The 21,232-nt window shown below is 67.8% G+C and carries 20 protein-coding genes; 11 read left to right on the top strand and 9 right to left on the bottom strand.

Features of this window, described 5'->3' with window-relative positions:
• The 4 genes from LQD00_RS04890 to LQD00_RS04875 all read right to left on the bottom strand — a co-directional run.
• The coding region (locus LQD00_RS04890) for a type IV toxin-antitoxin system AbiEi family antitoxin domain-containing protein (RefSeq protein WP_232715923.1) at positions 1–174 on the bottom strand (174 nt) is incomplete at its 3' end.
• A 49-nt stretch (positions 175–223) separates the two neighbouring features.
• Positions 224–1,093, bottom strand: coding sequence for a 3-hydroxyisobutyrate dehydrogenase (gene mmsB, locus LQD00_RS04885; RefSeq protein WP_232715917.1), 870 nt, complete (start codon positions 1,091–1,093; stop codon positions 224–226).
• 58 nt (positions 1,094–1,151) lie between these two features.
• The gene (locus LQD00_RS04880; RefSeq protein ID WP_232715916.1) at positions 1,152–2,327 is read right to left on the bottom strand and encodes an acyl-CoA dehydrogenase family protein; all 1,176 of its coding nucleotides are present in this window, start codon (positions 2,325–2,327) and stop codon (positions 1,152–1,154) included.
• A gap of 14 nt (positions 2,328–2,341) precedes the next feature.
• Positions 2,342–3,874: a CoA-acylating methylmalonate-semialdehyde dehydrogenase gene (locus LQD00_RS04875; protein ID WP_232715915.1), complete on the bottom strand. Its 1,533-nt coding sequence runs from the start codon at positions 3,872–3,874 to the stop codon at positions 2,342–2,344.
• 261 nt (positions 3,875–4,135) lie between these two features.
• On the opposite strand from LQD00_RS04875, the gene LQD00_RS04870 reads away from it, so the two are divergent.
• On the top strand, positions 4,136–4,579 hold the full coding sequence (locus LQD00_RS04870) for a flavodoxin domain-containing protein (RefSeq protein WP_232715914.1): 444 nt from the start codon (positions 4,136–4,138) through the stop codon (positions 4,577–4,579).
• Positions 4,580–4,619: 40 nt separating this feature from the next.
• Here the strand turns inward: LQD00_RS04870 and LQD00_RS04865 are convergent, their stop codons facing one another.
• On the bottom strand, positions 4,620–5,492 hold the full coding sequence (locus LQD00_RS04865) for a DMT family transporter (protein ID WP_232715913.1): 873 nt from the start codon (positions 5,490–5,492) through the stop codon (positions 4,620–4,622).
• Between the two features lie 115 nt (positions 5,493–5,607).
• Between LQD00_RS04865 and LQD00_RS04860 the strand changes: the two genes are divergently transcribed.
• The 4 genes from LQD00_RS04860 to LQD00_RS04845 are packed head-to-tail and all read left to right on the top strand — an operon-like array spanning position 5,608 to position 9,334.
• Positions 5,608–5,895, top strand: coding sequence for a hypothetical protein (locus tag LQD00_RS04860; RefSeq protein ID WP_232715912.1), 288 nt, complete (start codon positions 5,608–5,610; stop codon positions 5,893–5,895).
• Entirely contained in the window at positions 5,892–6,386 is a 495-nt protein-coding gene (locus LQD00_RS04855; protein WP_232715911.1) for a SixA phosphatase family protein, read from the top strand. Before LQD00_RS04860 ends, LQD00_RS04855 begins: the two co-directional genes overlap by 4 nt.
• Positions 6,387–6,430: 44 nt before the next feature.
• Positions 6,431–7,255, top strand: coding sequence for an ammonia-dependent NAD(+) synthetase (nadE, locus tag LQD00_RS04850; RefSeq protein WP_232715910.1), 825 nt, complete (start codon positions 6,431–6,433; stop codon positions 7,253–7,255).
• A gap of 48 nt (positions 7,256–7,303) precedes the next feature.
• Complete coding sequence (locus LQD00_RS04845) at positions 7,304–9,334, top strand: NAD(+) synthase (protein ID WP_232715909.1); 2,031 nt, start codon at positions 7,304–7,306, stop codon at positions 9,332–9,334.
• A gap of 3 nt (positions 9,335–9,337) precedes the next feature.
• Here the strand turns inward: LQD00_RS04845 and LQD00_RS04840 are convergent, their stop codons facing one another.
• From LQD00_RS04840 to LQD00_RS04830, 3 genes are all read right to left on the bottom strand, one after another.
• Positions 9,338–10,738 carry a WS/DGAT/MGAT family O-acyltransferase gene (locus tag LQD00_RS04840; RefSeq protein ID WP_232715908.1) on the bottom strand — a complete coding sequence of 467 codons (1,401 nt, stop codon included), beginning with the start codon at positions 10,736–10,738 and terminating at the stop codon, positions 9,338–9,340.
• A 122-nt stretch (positions 10,739–10,860) separates the two neighbouring features.
• The gene (locus LQD00_RS04835) at positions 10,861–11,697 is read right to left on the bottom strand and encodes a fibronectin type III domain-containing protein (RefSeq protein ID WP_232715907.1); all 837 of its coding nucleotides are present in this window, start codon (positions 11,695–11,697) and stop codon (positions 10,861–10,863) included.
• Complete coding sequence (locus LQD00_RS04830; protein WP_232715906.1) at positions 11,697–13,583, bottom strand: serine/threonine-protein kinase; 1,887 nt, start codon at positions 13,581–13,583, stop codon at positions 11,697–11,699. The genes LQD00_RS04835 and LQD00_RS04830 overlap by 1 nt, the downstream gene beginning before the upstream one ends.
• A gap of 119 nt (positions 13,584–13,702) precedes the next feature.
• Here LQD00_RS04830 and LQD00_RS04825 point away from each other — a divergent pair, with 119 nt between their 5' ends.
• The 6 genes from LQD00_RS04825 (at position 13,703) to LQD00_RS04800 (ending at position 20,372) form a co-directional block, all read left to right on the top strand.
• Positions 13,703–14,254 carry a nuclear transport factor 2 family protein gene (locus LQD00_RS04825; protein ID WP_232715905.1) on the top strand — a complete coding sequence of 184 codons (552 nt, stop codon included), beginning with the start codon at positions 13,703–13,705 and terminating at the stop codon, positions 14,252–14,254.
• Positions 14,255–14,591: 337 nt separating this feature from the next.
• The gene (locus tag LQD00_RS04820) at positions 14,592–15,584 is read left to right on the top strand and encodes an acyl-ACP desaturase (RefSeq protein WP_232715904.1); all 993 of its coding nucleotides are present in this window, start codon (positions 14,592–14,594) and stop codon (positions 15,582–15,584) included.
• A 140-nt stretch (positions 15,585–15,724) separates the two neighbouring features.
• Positions 15,725–16,858: a tRNA dihydrouridine synthase DusB gene (gene dusB / locus LQD00_RS04815; RefSeq protein WP_269784647.1), complete on the top strand. Its 1,134-nt coding sequence runs from the start codon at positions 15,725–15,727 to the stop codon at positions 16,856–16,858.
• Between the two features lie 175 nt (positions 16,859–17,033).
• Positions 17,034–19,286, top strand: a complete 2,253-nt coding sequence (locus LQD00_RS04810; RefSeq protein WP_232715903.1) for an LCP family protein — start codon at positions 17,034–17,036, stop codon at positions 19,284–19,286.
• A 106-nt stretch (positions 19,287–19,392) separates the two neighbouring features.
• A complete protein-coding gene (gene phoU, locus LQD00_RS04805) occupies positions 19,393–20,055 on the top strand; it encodes a phosphate signaling complex protein PhoU (RefSeq protein WP_042377541.1) in 663 nt (220 codons plus the stop codon).
• 167 nt (positions 20,056–20,222) lie between these two features.
• Positions 20,223–20,372, top strand: a complete 150-nt coding sequence (locus LQD00_RS04800) for a hypothetical protein (RefSeq protein WP_164905310.1) — start codon at positions 20,223–20,225, stop codon at positions 20,370–20,372.
• A 58-nt stretch (positions 20,373–20,430) separates the two neighbouring features.
• Here the strand turns inward: LQD00_RS04800 and pstB are convergent, their stop codons facing one another.
• Complete coding sequence (pstB, locus tag LQD00_RS04795; RefSeq protein ID WP_040535707.1) at positions 20,431–21,207, bottom strand: phosphate ABC transporter ATP-binding protein PstB; 777 nt, start codon at positions 21,205–21,207, stop codon at positions 20,431–20,433.
• Between the last annotated feature and the right edge of the window lie 25 nt (positions 21,208–21,232).

The following is a 21,232-nucleotide window of genomic DNA, read 5'->3' as shown; positions in this document are numbered from 1 at the left end:
GACAGAAGGAGCGACCGCGGTCCACTCCCCCGAGGCCCTGCGTCGACTGACAGCGGACCGGCTCAACCCGGCGGCCTGCGCCTGCGACGTTGTCAGCACGCCGTCCTGTCGGATGATGAGCTCGTTGAGATCGACCACGAAAGTTCGACGCAGCGCGCTGCACCTAGGTTCCATCCGTCAGAACGCAACGGGATCTCAGGAGCCGTACGGCAGGTACTGCGACCTAATGCAGCGAGGTGATGATCGCGCTGAAATCGAGGTCTCCGTGCTGCTCGGCGAAGCCGCGGTACAGCTGTGCGGCGTGGGAACCGAGCGGGGCGCGGGAACCGGTGCTGGCGACGGCGTCCATCGCGAGGCCGAGGTCCTTGTTCATCAGTGCGGTGGCGAACCCCGGCTTGAAGTCGTTGTTCGCCGGCGAGGTCGGGACCGGGCCCGGGACCGGGCAGTTGGTCTCGATGGCCCAGCAGTTGCCGGTGGCGCCGGTGACGACGTCGTAGAGCGCCTGCTCGTCGAGACCCAGCTTCTGGGCCAGGACGAAGGCCTCGCCGACGGCGATCTGCTGGACGGCGAGGAGCATGTTGTTGCACACCTTCGCCGCCTGGCCGGCGCCCGCCGCACCGCAGTGGATGATCTTGCCTGCCATCGGGTCGAGGGTTCCCCGCGCCGCGGCGAAGGCCTCGTCCTCGCCGCCGACCATGAAGGCCAGCGTGCCCGCGGTCGCGCCCTTGACGCCACCCGAGACGGGGGCGTCGACCTGGGCGAAACCGTGATCGACGGCCCGACGGTGGATCTCCCGCGCATCGTCGACCGAGATGGTCGACGAGTCGATGAAGAGCGCACCGGTCTGGGCGGCCGGCAGGACCTCGTCGTAGACCTTCTTCACGATGCCGCCGTTGGGCAGCATGGTGATCACGACCTCCGACCCGGACACCGCCTCGATGGCCGCGGGGAACGTCTCGATCCCGTTGGACTTGGCGGTCTCGATCGCCTCGGGGGACAGGTCGAATCCGCGGACGGTGTGGCCGGCCTTGACCAGGTTGGCGGCCATCGGGCCACCCATGTTGCCGAGGCCGAGGAAAGCGATCGTCGTCATTGTCATTGCTCCCTAAAGTGTTTGCCTGCGAAAACCATTGCGTTGCAGCGAGTTCGCGTCAGCTCTCCCGGTAGCGGGACGCGATCGAACGGCCGAGGACGACCCGCATGATCTCGTTGGTCCCTTCCAGGATGCGGTGTACACGGAGGTCGCGGACGATTTTCTCGATTCCGTACTCGGACAGATATCCGTAGCCGCCGTGCAGCTGCAGCGCCTTGTCGGCGACGTCGTAGCAGCTGTCGGTGACGAACCGCTTGGCCATCGCACACTGCTCCACCTTGTCCGGAGCAGCGTCGTCGAGGGCGCTCGCCGCATGCCACAGCATGAGCCGTGAAGTCTGCAGCGAGGTCGCCATGTCGGCGAGCGTGAACCGGATCGTCGGCTCGTCGAGCAGCGAGTTGCCGAACGCACGACGGCTCGAGACATAAGCGGCCGCCTTGTCGAAGGCCGCCTGGGCGCCACCGAGCGACGACGCCGCGATGTTGAGCCGGCCACCGTTGAGGCCGTTCATCGCGATGCCGAAGCCGATGCCCTCGGTCTCGGCGAGCAGGTTCGACGCCGGGACCCGCACCTCGTCGAGGATGACCTGCGCGGTGGGCTGAGCATGCCAACCCATCTTGTGTTCCTGCGCACCGAAACTCAGTCCCGGAGTGTCCTTCTCGACCAGGAAGGTGGAGATGCCCTTGGGGCCCGCGTCGCCGGTGCGGGCCATCACCACGTACAGGTCCGACGACCCGGCACCGGAGATGAACTGCTTGACGCCGGTGAGGACGTACTCGTCACCCTGACGTTCGGCGCGGGTCGACAATGCGGCCGCATCGGAGCCGGCACCCGGCTCGGTCAGGCAGTAGCTCGCGATGGTCTCCATCGTCGCCAGCCGCGGCACCCACTTGTTGCGCTGCTCGTCGGTGCCGTAGTGGTCGATCATCCAGGCGCACATGTTGTGGATGGACAGGAACGACGCGACGGCCGGGTCGGCGTAGGCAAGCTGCTCGAAGATCCGCACGCCGTCGAGACGGCGGAGTCCGCTGCCCCCGGCATCCTCGGAACAGTAGATGGCACCCATCCCCAGCTCGGCCGCCTCGCGGAGCTCGGCAACCGGGAAGTGGTTGGACGCATCCCATTCCAGCGCGTAGGGCGCCAGTTTCTTGGCCGCGAAAGCCGCGGCGGTCTCGACGATGACGCGCTCGTCACCGTCGAGCCGCGCGACTGCGGCCTCGGCAAGTGTGGTCATATCTGTGGCCGCACTCAGTCCATCGTCGGGATGACGAACTCGGCGCCGTCTTTGATGCCGGACGGCCAGCGCGTCGTGATGGTCTTGGTCTTGGTGTAGAACTGGATCGATGCCGGACCATGCTGGTTGAGGTCGCCGAATCCCGAGCGCTTCCAGCCACCAAAGGTGTAGTACGCCACCGGGACCGGGATCGGCACGTTGACGCCGACCATGCCGACGTCGACGCGTGCGGCGAAGTCGCGGGCCGCGTCGCCGTCCTGGGTGAAGATGGCGGTGCCATTTCCGTACTGGTGATCGGTGGCCAGCGCGAGGGCTTCCTCGTAGTCGGCTGCGCGAACGATCTGCAGCACCGGACCGAAGATCTCTTCCTGGTACGAGGTCATGTCCTTGGTGACATGGTCGAACAGGGTGGGTCCGATGAAGAAGCCCTTCGAGATGTCCTCGTCGCCGAAGGTCTGCTCGTCGCTGGTGCGCTCGCGGCCGTCGATGACCAGCTCGGCACCCTCTTCGACGCCCTTGGTGATGTAGCCGCGGACACGCTCGAGGGCCGCAGCGGTGACCAGCGGGCCGTAGTCGGCCTTGGGGTCGAGGCTGTGGCCGACGCGCAGTGCGTTGACGCGATCGATCAGCTTGGCGCGCAGACGATCTGCGGTCTCCTCACCGACCGGAACCGCGACCGAGATGGCCATGCAGCGCTCGCCGGCACTGCCGTAACCGGCACCGATCAGAGCATCGACGACCTGGTCGAGGTTGGCGTCGGGCATGATGATCATGTGGTTCTTGGCGCCACCGAAGCACTGCGAACGCTTACCGTGTGCGGCTGCGGTCGAGTAGATGTACTGCGCGATGTCCGAGCTGCCGACGAAGCCGAGAGCCTTCACATCCGGGTGGGTCAGCAGCGCGTCGACGGACTCCTTGTCGCCGTGGACGACCTGGAACACACCGTCGGGAAGCCCTGCCTCGGTGAACAATTCAGCCAGGCGGACGGGAACCGACGGGTCGCGCTCGCTGGGCTTGAGGATGAAGGCGTTGCCGCATGCGAGGGCAGGACCGGCCTTCCACAGCGGGATCATCGCCGGGAAGTTGAACGGGGTGATGCCGGCGACCACGCCGAGCGGCTGACGGACCGAGTGCACGTCGATGCCACTGCCGGCACCTTCGGTGAACTCACCCTTGATGAGATGCGGGATGCCGATGGCGAATTCGATGACCTCGATGCCGCGCTGGATGTCACCGAGGGCGTCGGCGTGGGTCTTGCCGTGCTCGAGCGACAGGGTGGTCGCGAGTTCGTCGGCGTTCTTGTTGACCAGGTCGACGAAGCGCATCAGGACCCGCGCACGACGCTGCGGGTTCCAGGCGGCCCATTCCTTCTGGGCTTCCTTGGCGGTGGCCACGGCCGCGGCGACCTCGTCGGTCGAGGCGAGCGGCACCTGGGCCTGCACGGCACCAGTGCTGGGGTTGAAGACGTCGGCGAAGCGGCCACCCTCGGCGGTGACGCGCTTGCCGTTCAGGAAGTGCGGGATGGACGGGACTGCGGGAGCGGACACTTCAGATCACCTTTGATTCTTCTCGGGGGGTTTGGGGGCTTCGGGTCGTGGCGCGTATTCGAGATGTCGGGGACTGGTCGCCGGCGACTGGGCCGAGATCGAGCACCCCGACACGATCGGCCCGGGGTATGTCCTCTGTCACCACATAGTAGGACATCCAAGTATTTCTTCCAACCCCCCGCCCACCTGCGATTTAGTCCCGGGGAGCGGGTTAGGCTAGCCTCTCTGGCGTAAAAGCCGACGTCGAGAGGAGTTCTGCATATGTCGGTCGTCATCCTCTACGGAACCGAGACCGGAACGGGTGAGCTCGTCGCGGACGCGATCGCGGACGCGCTCAACCAGCACGATCCCTCGATCTATGACATGAGTGAGTACGCGGTCGAGGACCTCGACCCCGCTGACTTCCTGGTGATCGTCTGCTCGACCTACGGCGAGGGCGAGCTGCCCACCGGTGCCGAGCCGTTCGCCGACGAGCTCGAGAGCGTCAACCCCGACCTGAGCGGACTGCGCTTCGCCGTGTTCGGGCTCGGCGACTCGATCTACGACACCTTCAACCGTGGCGGCGAGATCGTCGCCGAGATGCTGACGAAGCGTGGCGCGGTCCAGGTCGGCGAGCACGCCCGCCACGACAACTCGTCGTCGATCAAGCCCGCCAAGCAGGCCGAGGAATGGGCCGAGGGCATCGCGGAACTGGTCGAGGGCTGACCCGAGCAGGCGAGCTCAGAACCCCCTGCTCACGGCTCGATCATGCCGCCGACCGCCCCGCGGTCGGCGGCATCGCTGCTTCTGCGGCAACCGCCTGTTCATATCCCCGGACGGCCGACAGCTTCGCCAGCTCGCACACCGCGCGGATCATGATCGCGAGCACGATGCCGAGGAACATCGCGGTGGGCACCGAGACCTTGAGGTTTTCCCCGAGCAGCAGCACGCCGAGCACCATGGCGACCGCCGGTTCGGCGACCGTCATCGACGGGAACGACGTCTGCAGGTCGCCGGCACCGAAGCCCAGCTGCTGGGCGATCACCGCGCACACCACGACAAGCACGAACAGGTAGATCTCCGGCTGGAGGAAGGTGCGCCAGAACTCGTGCGTGACCTGGAAGATCACCGCTTTGATCAGCAGCGCCGAGACCCCGAAGAGCGTGCCCGCGACGAGTCCGTAGAACAGCGCCTTGTAGTGCGGGCTGGAGCGCCGTGCCAGCAACACCAGGCCGACGACGATCCCGATGACGGCTCCGACCGTGCCCCACAGCAGCAGCGCATCCGGTCGTCGGAGTGACGGCTCCGGTCGGGAGACGAGCAGGAAGGTCGCGACGCACGCGACCAGTACCCCACCCCAGGCCCATTCGATACGCGCGGGATGCCGGTGATCGGCCCAGGCCTCCAGCGGCAGCGCGAACAGCACCGCCAGCACGACGAGCGGCTGCACCAGCAGGATCGAACCGAGGCCCAGCGCCGACGCCTGCAGGCCGAAGCCGCAGAGCGCGATGACGGCACCCACCCACCATCCGGCAGTGATCGCCCCGTTGACCCGCGACGCACGCTGCCGCAGTACGGTGCCGGCCGCGATCAACAACGCCGCCAGCACCGCCAGGAGCGCGGGTACCCAGGTGTGCACGTCCACAAGGGTAAAGGCGACGCGTACCCCTCGCCCGAATCGGGCACCGGTCGGAGCCGTCGCATCCGGTGTCGCAACATCGGCAGCCGGCGCCGACGGCGTACATTCGACAACCATGCGGTATCGGTCGGATCTGGAACGCCTGGCGACCCTCGACGCAGCCGCGATCGAGCGGGCCTGCGCCGATTGCACGACCCTGGACGAACTCATCGGGTGTGCCGTCGACGAACATCTCGAGTTCGATGCGCTGGCCGACGAGGCCGAGGCCTGCGACGAGCACGAGCACGCCGCCTTCCTCCGCCAGGAGGCCGCGGCCTGGCGCGCGACCGTCCGCCTGCTGCGCACCATCGCCGCCGACCCCGACGCCTATCCGATCGAGTCCCGGCGCACCGGGACCGCATGAGCGGCACGCGCACGCTGATCCTGATGCGTCACGGGAAGTCGGGCTATCCCCCGGCGACCCGCGACCACGACCGTCCACTGGCCGAACGCGGTGACCGTCAGGCCGCCCTCGCGGGTCGATGGATGTCCGACGAGGGCCTCCGCGTCGACGCGGTGCTGTGCTCCACGTCGATCCGGACCCGACAAACTCTCGAACGGACCGGTGTCCGGGCCCCGGTCACCTATGTCGACGACATCTACGGCGGTGACGCCGACGACGTGCTGGAAGCCATCCGCATCCACGCGCCGGCCGACGCGTCCACGCTGCTCGTCGTCGGTCACGAACCCGGGATGCCGCAGACCGCGCTGACTCTCGATCCCTCCGGTTTCATCGATCGGTTTCCGACATCGGCTTATGCGGTACTCACCGTGTCGCAGCCCTGGGATCGCCTCGGTATGACCCCGGACCCCGACGCGCACCTCGTCGGCGTCCGGATACCCCGCGAGGAATGACCTCGGCTGCTCGACGGAGACCTCGAGCGAACATTGGAGCGCGAATGCGTGAGACCCAGCGGACCATCATCGACGCCCTGGGGGTCAAACCCTCGATCGACCCCGCCGAGGAGGTCGAGCGCCGGGTGCACTTCCTCGCCGACTACCTGAGCACGATCGGGGCCGCGGGCTACGTGCTCGGCCTCTCCGGCGGCGTCGACTCGACCCTCGCCGGGCGCCTCGCCCAGATCGCGGTGGAGCGGGTCCGGGCCGACGGCGGGGACGCGGTGTTCGTCGGCATGCGCCTGCCCTACCGGGTGCAGCACGACGAGGACGACGCCGCGGCCGCCGCCGAGTTCGTCGCGGCCGACGAGGTCTTCACCGTGAACGTCGCGCCCGGCGTCGACGCGCTCAACGACGAGATCTCCGAGGCGACTGGCGCCGCACTCACCGACTTCACCAAGGGAAACGCGAAGGCCCGCCACCGCATGGTCGCGCAGTACGCCGTCGCCGGCGACCGCGGGCTGCTGGTCATCGGCGCCGATCACGCCGCCGAGAACGTCACCGGCTTCTTCACCAAGTACGGCGACGGCGCCGCGGACATCCTGCCGCTGTCGGGTCTGAACAAGCGCCAGGGTCGGTCGCTGCTGCGCCACCTCGGTGCGCCGCAGCAACTGTGGGAGAAGGTCCCGACCGCCGACCTGCTCGACGAGAAGGCGGGGCAGACCGACGAGGACGAGCTGGGCCTGACGTACGAGCACATCGACGACTACCTCGAGGGCCGCGAGGTACCGACCGAGGCGGCGGAGAAGATCGAGGCCGCCTGGCACCGTAATCGTCACAAGCGCACGACGCCGGTCGAACTCGACGACACCTGGTGGCGGGCCTGACGACAGACAGCGCGCTCGCCGGACACCGCGCCGTTTAATGTTGTCGTCGTGTCTGTCTACGCAAACGGCTTCGTTCGGGTCGCGGGTGCGGTGCCCGTCCTCACGATCGCCGAACCCGCCGCGAATGCCGCACGCACCATCGAGCTGATGCGGCAGGCCGCCGACGACGGCGCCGCGCTCGTGGTCTTCCCCGAACTCGGGCTGTGCGGTTACAGCATCGACGACTTGTTCCACCAGGACGCGCTGATCGACGGCTGCCGTGTCGCCCTGACCGAGATCGTCGCAGCGAGCCGGGGATTGAAGCCACTGGTCGTCGTGGGTCTGCCGATGGTCGTCGGCGACGGACTGTTCAACTGCGCGGCCGTGATCCGTGACGGGGCGGTGTTGGGCGTCGTCCCGAAGTCGTATCTGCCGAACTACCGCGAGTTCTACGAGCAGCGGTTCTTCTCCGCGGCCCGCGACGCGGTGCCCGACACCGTGACCGTCGACGGCGAGGAGGTCCCGTTCGGGGCCGATCTCATCTTCGAGGCCGCCGATCTGCCGGGTTTCGCCCTGCACGTGGAGATCTGCGAGGACGGCTGGGTGGCGATCCCGCCGAGCACCTGGGCCGCACTCGGCGGCGCGACCGTGCTGGCCAATCTGTCCGGCAGCCCGGTCACCGTCGGCAAGGAGTCCTACCGGAAGAATCTGTGTACCGGCCATTCCGCGCGCACCATCTCCGCACACGTCTACGTCGCGGCGGGTTACGGCGAGTCGACCACCGATCTCGCCTGGGACGGTGACGCCCTCATCACCGAGAACGGTTCTCTCCTCGCACGTAGCGAACAGTTCGCGACCACCGATCAGATGATCTCCGCCGACATCGACCTCGACCGGATCCGGCAGGAACGGATGCGGATGATCAGCCTGCGCGATCAGGCCGGCGACTACTCCGATCGGCTGAAGTCGCTGCGCCGCATCGGCTTCTCGTTCGGCGAGCTGAGCGGAGACGACGATGTGCTGCGCCGCGTCGTGCCGCGGTTCCCCTACGTGCCGGCCGATTCCGCCGATCTCGACGAACGGTGTGCCGAGGTCCGCCACATCCAGGTGCAGGGACTCGCCCAGCGCCTGCGTTCGACCGGCATAGACAAGATCGTCATCGGCGTCTCCGGCGGCCTCGACTCGACCCTCGCCCTGCTCGTCGCGGTCGACACCTTCGACCGACTCGGCCTGCCCCGCACCAACATCCTGGGTTACACAATGCCCGGCTTCGCCACCGGTGGTGCGACGCTGCGCCGCTCGCACGTGCTGATGAACTCACTCGGCGTGAGCGGCAAGGAGATCGACATCCGGCCGTCGTGCGAGCAGATGCTCGCCGACCTCGACCACCCCTACTCGCGTGGCGAGAAGGTCTACGACGTCACGTTCGAGAACGTGCAGGCGGGCGAGCGCACGTCGCACCTGTTCCGGTTGGCGAATCACCACGGCGCGATCGTGCTCGGTACCGGCGACCTGTCCGAACTCGCGCTCGGCTGGTGCACCTACGGCGTCGGCGACCAGATGTCTCACTACAACGTCAACGGCTCGGTGCCGAAAACCCTGATCCAGCACCTGATCCGGTGGATCGTCAGCAACAGCCACCACTCGGCGGAGACCACCGAGGTGCTCGCCGAGATCCTCGACGACGTCATCTCACCCGAGCTCGTCCCGGCCGGCGAGGACGGCAAGATCCAGTCCACCGAGGACACCGTCGGACCGTACGAGCTCCACGACTTCTTCCTCTACTACGTCACCCGCTTCGGGTACCGGCCGACGAAGGTCGCCTATCTCGCCCGCCAGGCCTGGGGTGACCGCTCCCGCGGACCGTGGTCGGAGCTGCTCGCCGACGACAAGCGCAACGAATACGACACCGCGACCATCGAGCACTGGCTCGGCATCTTCCTGAAGCGCTTCATGGGCAACCAGTTCAAGCGCACCGCGATGCCCAACGGCCCCAAGATCGGTTCGGGCGGTTCGCTGTCGCCCCGCGGCGACTGGCGCTCGCCGTCCGACGCGTCGGCACGGGTGTGGCTCGACCAGCTCGCGGGCGGACGGGACTGACGCTCAGTCGCAGGCGGCGAGCAGCTGCTTGAGCTGATCGTCGAAGGCGTTGGCGATCTCCCACGGGTCGGGGGTCTGATCGGTGCACGCCAGAATGCCGATGTTGAGGTTCCCGTCGGCGGAGAACACCGTGATGTTCAGGCCGAGGCCGTGGAAGATCGGGCCGAGCGGGTAGACCGCGGTGACCCGGCAACCCAGGAAGTACATCGGGAAGTCGGGGCCGGCGACGTTCGACACGAGGACGTTGAAGATCGGCGGATGCGCCGACGCCAGTTTCCGGTCGCCGTACACCTTCATCACCGTGGACAGTGTTGTCCCCGGCGCGAACTGGGCCCAGGAACGCAGGATGTTGGCGTCGATCTCGGCGTGGTGTTCCTTCGACTTCCGGCTGAACTCCGCCTGCTTCTCGAGGCGGATCACCGGGTCGTCGACGTCGGTGGAGAGCAGGGTGAACATGCCGGTCACCTTGTTGGTCCCCTCGACCACCAGGTCGGATTCGTCGGCACCGTGCACCGATACCGGCACCATCCCGACGAGCGGCTTCTCCGGCAACTCGTCGTGGTCGATGAGGTAGGTGCGCATCGCGCCGCCGACCAGCGCGAGTACGACGTCGTTGATCTTCACCCCGAAGTGATTCTTCACTCGCTTGACGTCGTCGAGGGAGAGCTGACTCAGGGCGATGCTGCGATGGGGCGTGATCGCCGAGTTGAACCGGGTCCGCGGCGCCATGAAGGGCGCGGGCATGGCCGATTGCTGTTGCGCGCGGCGAAGCCAGCCGACGGGGACGCTGACCGTTCGCGGCAGCAGTTTGGCCATCGCCAGCGGGCGCTGGACGAAGTAGTTGATCGCACCCGTCGCGGCGATGGTGGCACGCGACGGCGGGCCGGCCGTCTCGCGGACCTTCTCCGCGTCGAGTTCGGGCGGTTCCGGTGTGAGCGAGCACATCTTGGCGAGCATCTCGGCGCTGGTGACACCGTCGGTGCTTGCGTGGTGCATCCGCAGCATCGCGCAGATGCGACCGTTGGACAGGCCCTCGATGATCCACAGTTCCCACAGCGGCTTGCCCCGGTCGAGAGTCTGACCGGCGAGGTGTCCGCACAGTTCGGCGACCTCACCGGCACCGCCCGGCGCGGGCACGGCAACCCGGTGGACGTGGCGCTCGATGTCGAAGTCCTCGTCCTCGATCCACACCGGGTGGTCGATGTTGAAGACGGAGTTGTCGAGCTTGCGACGGAAGGCCGGGATCGCGGCGACGCGACGCTGCATCTCCGCGCGCAGTTTGGCGAAGTCGTACCCGCCCGGCATGGTGCTCGGATCGATCTCCACGAGACCGATGACGTGCATCAGCTGGCTGCGGGTCTCCAGGTAGAGGAACGACGCATCCAAACCACTCAACCGCTGCATGACACCAGCCTTTCTTTCCCGGCCCCTCGAGCCCCCACGCCATCATGCCGCACGCGGGAGACTCGGGATGTGTGTTCGTCTCGGTCGCTCGTCCAGGTTGTCACCGGTCCCCTGGCCAGGACTCAGATCGGCATCGAATCGACCATCTCGAGGACGTTCTGGGCGGGGGTCTGCAGCACCACGATCATCGCGAGTTCTCGCGCCGGGTCGTCGGTGATCTTGAAGACGCCGCGGCCGTTCTCGTCGATCAGGCCGGTGCCGTGCTTCCACCGCACCGGACGCGACGTCGCCGACGAGCGCGAGTACTCGGCGTTGAGCGCGTCCTTGGAGGCGAACCAGAACACGCCGAACGGGCGGTCGACGGCCCCGGCGGCACAACGCACCACGAACACGGTGCGTACCTTGTCGTTTCCGGTCTCCGACGGTCCGACCTCGTCGCGGCCGCCGGCGTATCGGCGGACGCACTCGGCGTTGTTCCACTTCGCGGCGGTGTCCGGCGTCTGCGGGAGCAGTTCGGGGAACTGCGCGACGAGCGGCGCGTAGACACCCCAGCTCGCGCCGGTGCGCACGGACTGCGGCGGGCTCGGCGGCGAGACGGCATCGCCGTCCAGTGCGGCCACCCGGTAGGTGTGCTCGCCTGCGGGCACCGCGGCGTCGACGACCTCGGTGTCGGTACCGCGGTACACGACGAATCCGTCGTCGCGGACGAGCTGATAACCCGTCGCGCCCGGGACCGGTTCCCACGTCGCGACGAGGCGTCCCGTCCCGGCGTCGAGTGTCAGACCGTTGGGAGTGTCCGGCACGTCGACGCTGGTGAACGCGCGAACGGCGAAGAACGAGCCGACCGTTAACAGCAGCACGGCCATCACGATCACCGCGATGGTCCACGGCCGGAGGGTGGACGTGCGCGGCGGGGTCGTGGGTGGGCCCGCGGGTTGGGTGGTGACCGGTTGCGCCATCAGATCGGCAGCCTCTTCAGCAGATCGGCCGCGGCGGCGGCCGGTTTGCCGGGAACCACAACCCAGACAACGGTTCTCGCACGGTCGCCGGTGTCGTGGGCGAGGATGGCCTGCCCTTGATCGCGCTGCTTGTCCGAGAGATAGAGCGTCCCGGTGTGGCCCTGGGCCGTCGTGTAACCGGTGCCGCGCAGGTTGTACGCGGTCACGTCCGCCGCGGCCCGCGCCTCCTCGGGGGTGTCGTACACGTCGACGATCACCTGGTAGTCGGCGTCGTTGGCCTCGTCGTCGAGGTAGCGGGTGCACCAAACCGTGTGCTTGGAGGACTTGAACGCGAGGTCGCCGTCCTCGCCCCAGCACCGCATACCGTCGAAACCGTTGGTGCTCAACGGCGATGCCGGCACCAGGTCGTGGTAGAGGTCGGCGATGGGTTGCAGTTCGCCCCACGTCATGAACACGTCGACGGCCTCGGAGTTGCGGGAGAACTCGGAGGTCCTCCCGTCCTCGTCCTGCGCGGCGACCTGATAGGTGTAGGTCCCCGGTATGGGGCGGGGTGCGGTGAAGTTCGTGTCGGGCCCGGAGTAGATCACCTCGTCGTTCTGGGTGACGACGTAGCTCGTCGCATCGTCGACATGACCCCAGGACAGTTCGACGGTCGTGGTCGTCACCTCGGCATCGGGCGGATTGGGGGTTTCCAGATTGCCGGCCGACGTGGTCACGAATGCGGCTCCGGCACCGAGGATTCCGGCGATCAGCACCAGCGCCACCCCGATCGCGACCATCGTGGCGAGACCCCGGCGTGCGGGCCGGGCGGGTTCCGCGGCCGGCGCGGGCGACCACCCGTGCAGCGTTTCCGCCGAGACCATCGGCGGGAGTCCCAGGCGCGCCCGGGTCGTCGGATCGGTCGGTTGATCATGCGCCGCATACGATGTCGGGTGTCCCGTGGCCTGCATCGCGGAAGCGGGCCCCGAAGGAGGCTGCCGGCCGGCGGGATTCGGTTGCGGCCCCGGCCCGACGAGGGTCTGGCGGGTGTCGAAGGAATCGCGTAGGGCATCGGCGAACTCGCCGGCGGTCGGGTACCGATTGTCGGGATTCTTGGCCATCGCCCGTGCGAGCACCGCGTCGACCGCAGTCGGCAGCGCACCGTTTCGACTGCTCGCCGCGGGCGGCTCGTGGTACATGTGCGCGGTCATCAGGCCGTGCAACGACGGGGAGTCGAAAGGCGGTGCGCCGGTCAGCAGTTCGTAGGCGGTCGCGCCGAGGGAGTAGATGTCGCTGCGGGCGTCGACGCGACGGCCCTCGATCTGCTCGGGTGACGCGTAGTGCATCGTCCCGATCGTGATGCCGGTGCCGGTCAGGTTCGTGACCTCGTCGAGCACCTGCGCGATACCGAAGTCGGTGACCTTCACCGCCTCCGGCGGCAGGGACCCGGTGTTGCCGGCACCGCCTCCGGCCCCGGGGGTGACGAGGATGTTGGCCGGTTTGATGTCGCGGTGCATGATCCCGCGACGGTGGGCGGCGTCGAGCCCGGCCGCCACGCCGGTGACGATCGTGCACGCCAGCCGAGGGTCGAGGGGCGAGTCCGCCGCGAGCATTCGCGCGACGTCGATGCCGGGCACATACTCCATCGCGATCCAGAGCTGCCCGTCGAAGACGCCGCGGTCGTAGACGGTGACGACGTTGGGATGGTGCAGTGGCGCAACGATGTCGGCCTCGCGCTCGAACCGGGCACGGAACACCGGGTCGGTGGCGTGCCCCGACCGCAGGACCTTGAGCGCGTCCGACCGCGGGAGCCGGGGGTGGGCCGCCTTGTAGACGTCGCCCATACCGCCCCGTCCGAGCACGTCAAGGACGCGGTACCCCGCGATCAGGTCCCCTACCTGGTACATGACGTCCTCACCGATACCCCTTGCACCCGAGCCTTCGGGCGGATGCGTTGGCACCGAATGCTACCGAGTGTCGCGAAACGGGGCCGGAGGACACCGTCGCAACCCTAGGATCGGCGTCGATGAAATCCACCGAGAAAGTCACCGACACCACCGGGACGTTCAGCGTCGACGAACTGAACGAGGCGTTCGCCGGCTTCCAGCGCACGGTCGCCGAGGTCGCGGTCAGTGGCGACTGGGACCGCTACGCCGACCTGTTCACCGAGGACGCCGACTTCGTCGAGCACGCGCTGGGGACGATGCGCGGCCGCGAGGAGATCCGGGCCTGGGCCTGGCGCACCATGACGGCCTTCCCCGGCAGCCACATGACGTCGTTCCCCTCGCTGTGGCACGTCGTCGACGCCCCGACGAGCCGAGTGATCTGCGAGGTCGACAACCCGATGCGCGACCCCGGCGACCAGAGCCTGATCACCGCCACGAACATCACCATCCTCACCTACGCGGGCGACGGTCTGTGGAGCAAGGAAGAGGACGTCTACAACCCGATGGAGTTCGGCCGGGCGGCGATGACGTGGTGTGAGAAGGCCCGCGAATTCGGCAACCTCGACGAGGCGGCCGAGAAGTGGATGACGACCACCGGCGCCTTCTTCGCCCGGCCCCGCGGCAAGGACTGACCACGGCGAAGGCCCGTTTCACCTGGGAAAGGGCGGCCGGGCCGCCGATCAGTACGACCGTGACCGACACCACCGGGCAGGGCAGTAACGTCGGCACCGTCAGGACACGACAGCATTCCCGACGGACTTGGGACGCGGTCCCGAGTGCCGTAGGCTAGAGCTTTGACCAGTGGGGGTAGGGCTGCGCGCCGCGTGTCCGAGACCACCCAAGGTCCGCCCGGGTGGGCGCGACCCGCCCACGACGACGTCGCGATCACACTCGTGGCACCGCCGCGAGGCTGACAAAGACGACACACGTACGACGACATACGCGGACACCGTTTCGGAGGACACCTATATGGCACGCGAGCTGACGCAACTCGAGCTTCTCAAGGAGCTCGCCCCGGTTGCCGAGGACAACGTCAACCGTCACCTGAAGATCGCCAAGGACTGGAACCCGCACGACTACGTCCCGTGGGACGAGGGCCGCAACTTCGCCGCCCTCGGCGGCGTCGACTACGACCCCGAGCAGTCGCAGCTCGACGAGGTCGCCAAGGCCGCGATGATCACCAACCTGCTGACCGAGGACAACCTGCCCTCGTACCACCGGGTCATCGCCGACAACTTCTCGATGGACTCCGCCTGGGGCCACTGGGTCGGTCGCTGGACCGCCGAGGAGAACCGCCACGGCATCGTCATGCGCGACTACCTCGTCGTCACCCGCGGTGTCGATCCGGTCGCCCTCGAAGAGGCCCGGATGATCCACATGACCAACGGCTACGACCCGATGCTCGCGGCCGCCGGTCGCGTCAACGAACTCGAGGAGCACGCCGACGAGCTGGGCCTCCTGCACTCGGTCGCGTACGTGACCTTCCAGGAGCTCGCGACCCGCGTCAGCCACCGCAACACCGGCAAGGCCTGCAACGACCCGATCGCCGACAAGATGCTGCAGCGCATCGCGGCCGACGAGAACCTGCACATGATCTTCTACCGCAACATCTGCGGCGCGGGCTTCGACATCGCCCCCGACCAGACGCTGCGCGCGGTCACCGACATCGTGACCAACTTCCAGATGCCCGGCGCCGGTATGCCCAACTTCCGTCGCCACGGCGTGCTGATGGCCAAGCACGGCATCTACGACCTCCGCCAGCACCTCGAAGAGGTCGTCATGCCGGTTCTGCGCAAGTGGAACGTCTTCGAGCGCGACGACTTCTCCGCCGAGGGCGAGAAGGTCCGCGAGGAGCTGGCCGCCTTCCTCGAGCAGCTCGAGAAGGACACCATCCGCTTCGAGGAGATGCGCGATCGTTCGCTCGCCCGCGAGGCCAAGAAGCGGGAGCAGCAGGCATCCTGAGCACCACCCTCTCCACCAGCCCGGCGCCTTCGACCTCCGAAGGCGCCGGTTCTGCGTCGTCTGCGGAACTCCGTTCCGGGTCGCCTGCGGAACTCCGTTCCGGGTCGCCTGCGGAACTCCGTTCCGGGGCGTCTGCCCAGTTGCGCATCGGTTCCATCGAGCTGGCGAGCCCCGTCGTGCTCGCCCCGATGGCCGGCGTCACCAATGTCGCGTTCCGGACCCTCTGCCGCGAGCTCGAGCTCGCCCGCACCGGCACCGTCTCGGGCCTGTACGTCTGCGAGATGGTGACCGCCCGCGCACTCGTCGAACGCCACCCGGTCACGATGCACATGACCACTTTCGGGCCCGACGAGAACCCGCGGTCGATGCAGCTCTACACCGTCGATCCGGAGTACACGTACCAGGCCGCGAAGATGATCGTCGACGAGAACCTCGCCGACCACATCGACATGAACTTCGGCTGCCCGGTACCCAAGGTGACGCGTAAGGGCGGTGGCTCGGCCATCCCCTACAAGCGGACCCTGTTCCGTAAGATCGTCGCGGCCGCCGTCCGGGCGACGGAGGGCACCGACATCCCGGTCACCGTCAAGTTCCGTATCGGCATCGACGACGACCACCGCACGCACCTCGACGCCGGCCGCATCGCCGCCGAGGAAGGCGCCGCCGCGGTCGCCCTGCACGCCCGGACCGCGTCGCAGCGGTACTCCGGCGAGGCCGACTGGGATGAGATCGCCCGCCTGAAGGAGCACGTCACCTCGGTACCGGTCCTGGGCAACGGCGACATCTTCGAACCGGCCGACGCCGTGGCGATGATGAATCGGACCGGCTGCGACGGCGTCGTCGTCGGCCGCGGCTGCCTCGGACGTCCGTGGCTGTTCGCCGAACTCGCCGCCGAGCTCAACGGTTTCGACGCCCCCACTCCCCCCAACCTGGGCGAGGTCGCCGAGATCATGGTCCGGCACTGTCAGCTCCTCGTCGACCACCACGGCGAGATGAAGGGCTGCCGCGAGATCCGCAAGCATGTGGCGTGGTACCTGCGGGGATTCCCGGCCGGCTCGGAGATCCGGCGGCGGATGGCACTCGTCGGAAGCGTCGACGAGCTCCGCGAACTGCTGTCCGAACTGCCCGCCGACGCGCCGTTCCCCAGCGACGGCCACGGTCCGCGCGGTCGCCAGGGTTCGCCGGCGAAGGTCGCACTGCCCGACGGCTGGCTCGACGATCCCGACGAGGACGTCGTGCCCGCCGGCGCGGAGATCATGCACTCCGGCGGCTGACACATTCTGCGAAAACCGTCACAACGCACCTCCGGCTGAGGCCGCTTCTCAGGTGCGATCAGTAGTATGGCGCGAAGGTCCCGGCCCGCCGGGTCCCTACGTGCTTGCGCACCGCGTCGACCAGCCCCGACGCGCGGTTGGCGCTTTGTAGACCTCGGGGCATGAGGAACGTGCATTGAGTCGTTGGACATCGGGACCGGACGAACCGGAGACGGGCGACGAGGCCAACAGGTCTCGTCGTGGCCGTCGTGCCGGGCGCCCGGACGATGCGAACGATCGCCGTCCTCCGGCGGATCCCCGCGCCCAGAACCCTGACTCGGGTGCACACCCCAGTCTGCGTGAACCGCGGGCCAGCGATCGCTTCGTGCGGGGGCGGACGCGCCTGACCGTCCGCGAGCTCATGGAGCAGATGAACGCGGAGGAACCGCGGACACCTCCGACCGAGTCCCCGCGCCGCGGCCGCTTCCGCGCCGATTCCCCCGACCAGGCACCCCCGGCCGGTCGCCCCACGAACATCCCGCCGACGACCCGCAGCCGGTCGCGCCGCTTCGACCCGGCGCAACCCGACCAGGCCCGGCCCCCGCGTCCTCCGCTCGGCCGCAGCGATCAGGGCCAACCGGCGGCAGACGATCGTCCCACCGAGATCCATCACTTCGGCAACGACGTCACCCAGAAGATCCCCACGATCGGCGACAAACCCGACGCTCCCGCACCCGACCTGTCGGATCAGGCCACCGCGAAGCGGGCCATCGAGGAGTCGCGCGCCCAGGACGCCATGGTGCCGCCGGTCGCCTCGAGCCCGCCGCGCGCACCGCTCGAGCGCACTCCCGATCTGACCGGTCCGCTGCAACTCCGTCAGGGTCCCCGGCGTCACCCGGGCCGCGGCGGCGACCGACGCGGATCACTCGTCCGCAAGACCACCGCCACCGGACGCATCCTGGTGGCCATCGCCTGTGTGACCGCCCTGGTCGGAACCGGTTTCGTCTGGAACTACCTGCAGTCGTGGAACGGCAACTGGCGCAACGTCACCGCCGTCGACGCCCAAGACAAGAACATCCGCAACAAGGACGCCCAGCACGGTGACGAGACCTACCTGATCGTCGGCACCGACACTCGCGGCGGCAACAACTCCAAGGTCGGCGCGGGTACCGTCGCCGACGCCGAGGGTGCGCGCTCGGACACCGTCATCCTGGTCAACGTGCCGGCCAACCGCGAGCGCGTCGTCGCGGTGTCCTTCCCCCGCGACCTCCAAGTCGATCGTCCCGCGTGCAACTCCTGGGACAACGAGACCGGCGAATACGGCGCCGAGCTACCCGCCGAGGACGGGGTCAAGCTCAACAGCGTCTACTTCTACGGCGGCCCGCAGTGCCTTGTCCGTGTGATCACCCAGATGAGCGGTCTCAACATCAACCACTTCATCGGCATGGACTTCTACGGTTTCGAGAAGGTCGTCCGCGCGATCGGCGGCGTCGAGGTCTGTTCCACAGCGCCGCTCTACGACTACGAGATCGGCCACATCCTCCGTAAGCCCGGCAAGCAGAAGCTGACCGGCCGCCGCGCGCTCAACTACGTCCGTGCCCGCAACATCGCGTCGGAGGGCAACGGTGACTACGGCCGCATCAAGCGCCAGCAGCTGTTCATGTCGTCGCTGCTGCGGTCGACGCTGTCGGGCAACGTGCTGTCCAACCCGAACAAGCTCAACAGCATCGTCAACACCTTCATCGAGTACAGCTACGTCGACGGTGTGGACACCCAGTCGCTGATCCAGCTCGCCGAGTCGATGCAGGGCATCGAGGCCGGCCGCGTCTCCTTCCTGACCATCCCCACCTCGGGTACCTCCGAGGACGGTCAGAACAACGAGATCCCGCGCACCGACGACATCGACGCGATCTTCAATGCGATCATCGACGACCTCCCGCTGCCCGGTGAGAAGAAGGCCGAGAAGAAGGAGCCGACGTCGAAGGCACCCTCCCGGGCCCCGAGTTCGCGGAACTCGACCGAGACCCCGGGACGGGTCAATGCCACCGCCCAGAACCCCGGCAACGTCGGTGTCCGCGTGCTCAACGGCACCTCCACCACCGGCCTGGCCGCGGAGGTCTCCGAGCAGCTGACCCCGTACGGTTTCGACGTCCGCGGCGTTGCCGATGCCTCGGAGAACCGGGACGACACCGTCGTGCGGTACGGCCCGGGACAGCAGAACGCGGCCGCCACCCTGGCCGCGATGTTCCCCGGCGCCGAGATCCAGCTCGACCGGACGGTCAAGTCGGGTGTCGAACTCATCCTCGGGTCCGACTTCACCGGCGAGCTGGGGTCGGTGCCCGACGCCGGCGCCACGGTGAACGTCGAGCAGCTCGCGCCGGCCGAGAACTCCGGTGACCTGCCCAACGACCTCGCCGTCACCAACGCGGGCGACACCACCTGCACCTAGTCCGGCCGGTCCGGACGAACCGACGTCGAAGGTTCTGCACCGGGCGTTCACGCTGCGTTCATCGGCTGTGGGCGGAGTGGACCGATTCCCGACGTATCCTGGGGACATGCGTACCGCCTACCAAGAGCAACTCGAGGCGCTGACCCACGTCCTGGGTGAGATGTGTGAACTCGCGGGCACCGCGATGTCGCGAGCCACCCAGGCACTGCTGCAAGCCGACCTCGCCGTTGCCGAAGAGGTCATCGGCGACGCCGAGCGGATGACGCAGTTGTCGGCCCGCGCCGAGGAGCAGTCCTTCGCCCTTCTCGCACTCCAGGCGCCCGTCGCCGGGGACCTCCGCGGCGTCGTCAGCGGTTTCCAGATCGTCGCCGACGCCGACCGGATGGGCGCGCTGGCCCTCCACGTCGCCAAGGTCGCCCGTCGACGCCATCCCGCGAAAGCCCTCCCCGAGGAGGTCAACGGCTACTTCGCGGAGATGGGCCGGCTCGCGGTGACCCTCGCGAAGAGCGCTCACGAGGTCCTCGAGACCCGCGATCCCCAGGCCGCGCTGCGCCTGCAGGAGGACGACGACGCGATGGACGACCTCCACCGCCACCTGTTCACCGTCCTGATGGACCGCGAATGGCAGCACGGCGTCGCCGCCGCCGTCGATGTGACCCTGCTCGGCCGTTACTACGAACGCTTCGCCGATCACGCCGTGCTGATCGGTCGCCGGGTGGTGTTCACCGCGACCGGCAAGACGCCCGAGCAGTTCCAGAACGTCGGGTGATCTTCCTCGCTCACCTCCCCGGGGCGAGCGAGGGCACACATCTCGAGAGGCCGAGAATTCAGTTCGACGAACTGAACTCGGCCTCTCTTCATGTCAGTGAACATCTGGGGCCGTTTGTGCCCGGAAACGATTTCGCAGCCACACAGGTCCCCGTTATGGTGGCGGGCATGGGCCAGCATCAGCCGATCGAACCCGACTTCAATGCGATGACCGACGAGGACGCCGCAGCCGCCGCTCACCGCCGGCAGATCATCACCTACCTCGGTGTCATCGCCTCGCTCGCCGCTCTGCTCGTCATCCTTCTCATCAACATGTGAACGTAGACAGGGCCCCTCCCGTCGTGGAAAGGACCCTGTCAGAGCGATTGTCGCGGATCTACCCGAACCGGCCCGAGATGTAGTCCTCGGTCTCCTTCTTCGTGGGATTCGAGAACATCGTCTCGGTGTCGCTGATCTCTACGAGCTGCCCGGGCTGACCGACGCCCTCCAGGTTGAAGAAGGCGGTCTGGTCGCTCACGCGGGCGGCCTGCTGCATGTTGTGGGTCACGATGACGATCGTGTACTCCTTCTTGAGCTCACCCATCAGGTCCTCGATCGCCAGCGTCGAGATCGGATCGAGCGCCGAACACGGCTCGTCCATCAGCAGCACGTCCGGCGAGACCGCGATCGCCCGCGCGATGCACAGCCGCTGCTGCTGACCACCGGAGAGGCCGCCGCCCGGCTTGTCGAGGCGATCCTTGACCTCGTCCCACAGGTTCGCGCCGCGCAGGCTGCGTTCGGCGACCTCGTCGAGTTCGGCCCGGTTGCGCACGCCCTGCAGCCGCAGGCCGGCGACGACGTTGTCCTTGATCGACATCGTCGGGAACGGGTTGGGCCGCTGGAACACCATGCCGATCGTGGCGCGCACGCTGACCGGATCGACGTTGCGCCCGTAGATGTCCTCACCGTCGAGCAGGACGCTGCCCTCGGCGTAGGCACCCGGGGTGACCTCGTGCATGCGGTTCAGAGTGCGCAGCACCGTCGACTTGCCACAGCCCGACGGCCCGATGAAGGCGGTGATGCAGCGCGGCGGCACCTCGAGGGTCACGTCCTTCACCGCGTGGAAGTCGCCGTAGTAGATGTTCAGGTCTTTGATGTCGAGGCGCTTTGCCATGACTGTTCCGTTTCTACAGAGATGT

This window comes from Gordonia metallireducens (genome assembly GCF_021245825.1).
In the GTDB taxonomy this organism is placed as follows: domain Bacteria; phylum Actinomycetota; class Actinomycetes; order Mycobacteriales; family Mycobacteriaceae; genus Gordonia; species Gordonia namibiensis.
Note: the sequence above shows the minus strand (reverse complement) of the source record. Positions and strands in the feature narration are given on the sequence as shown.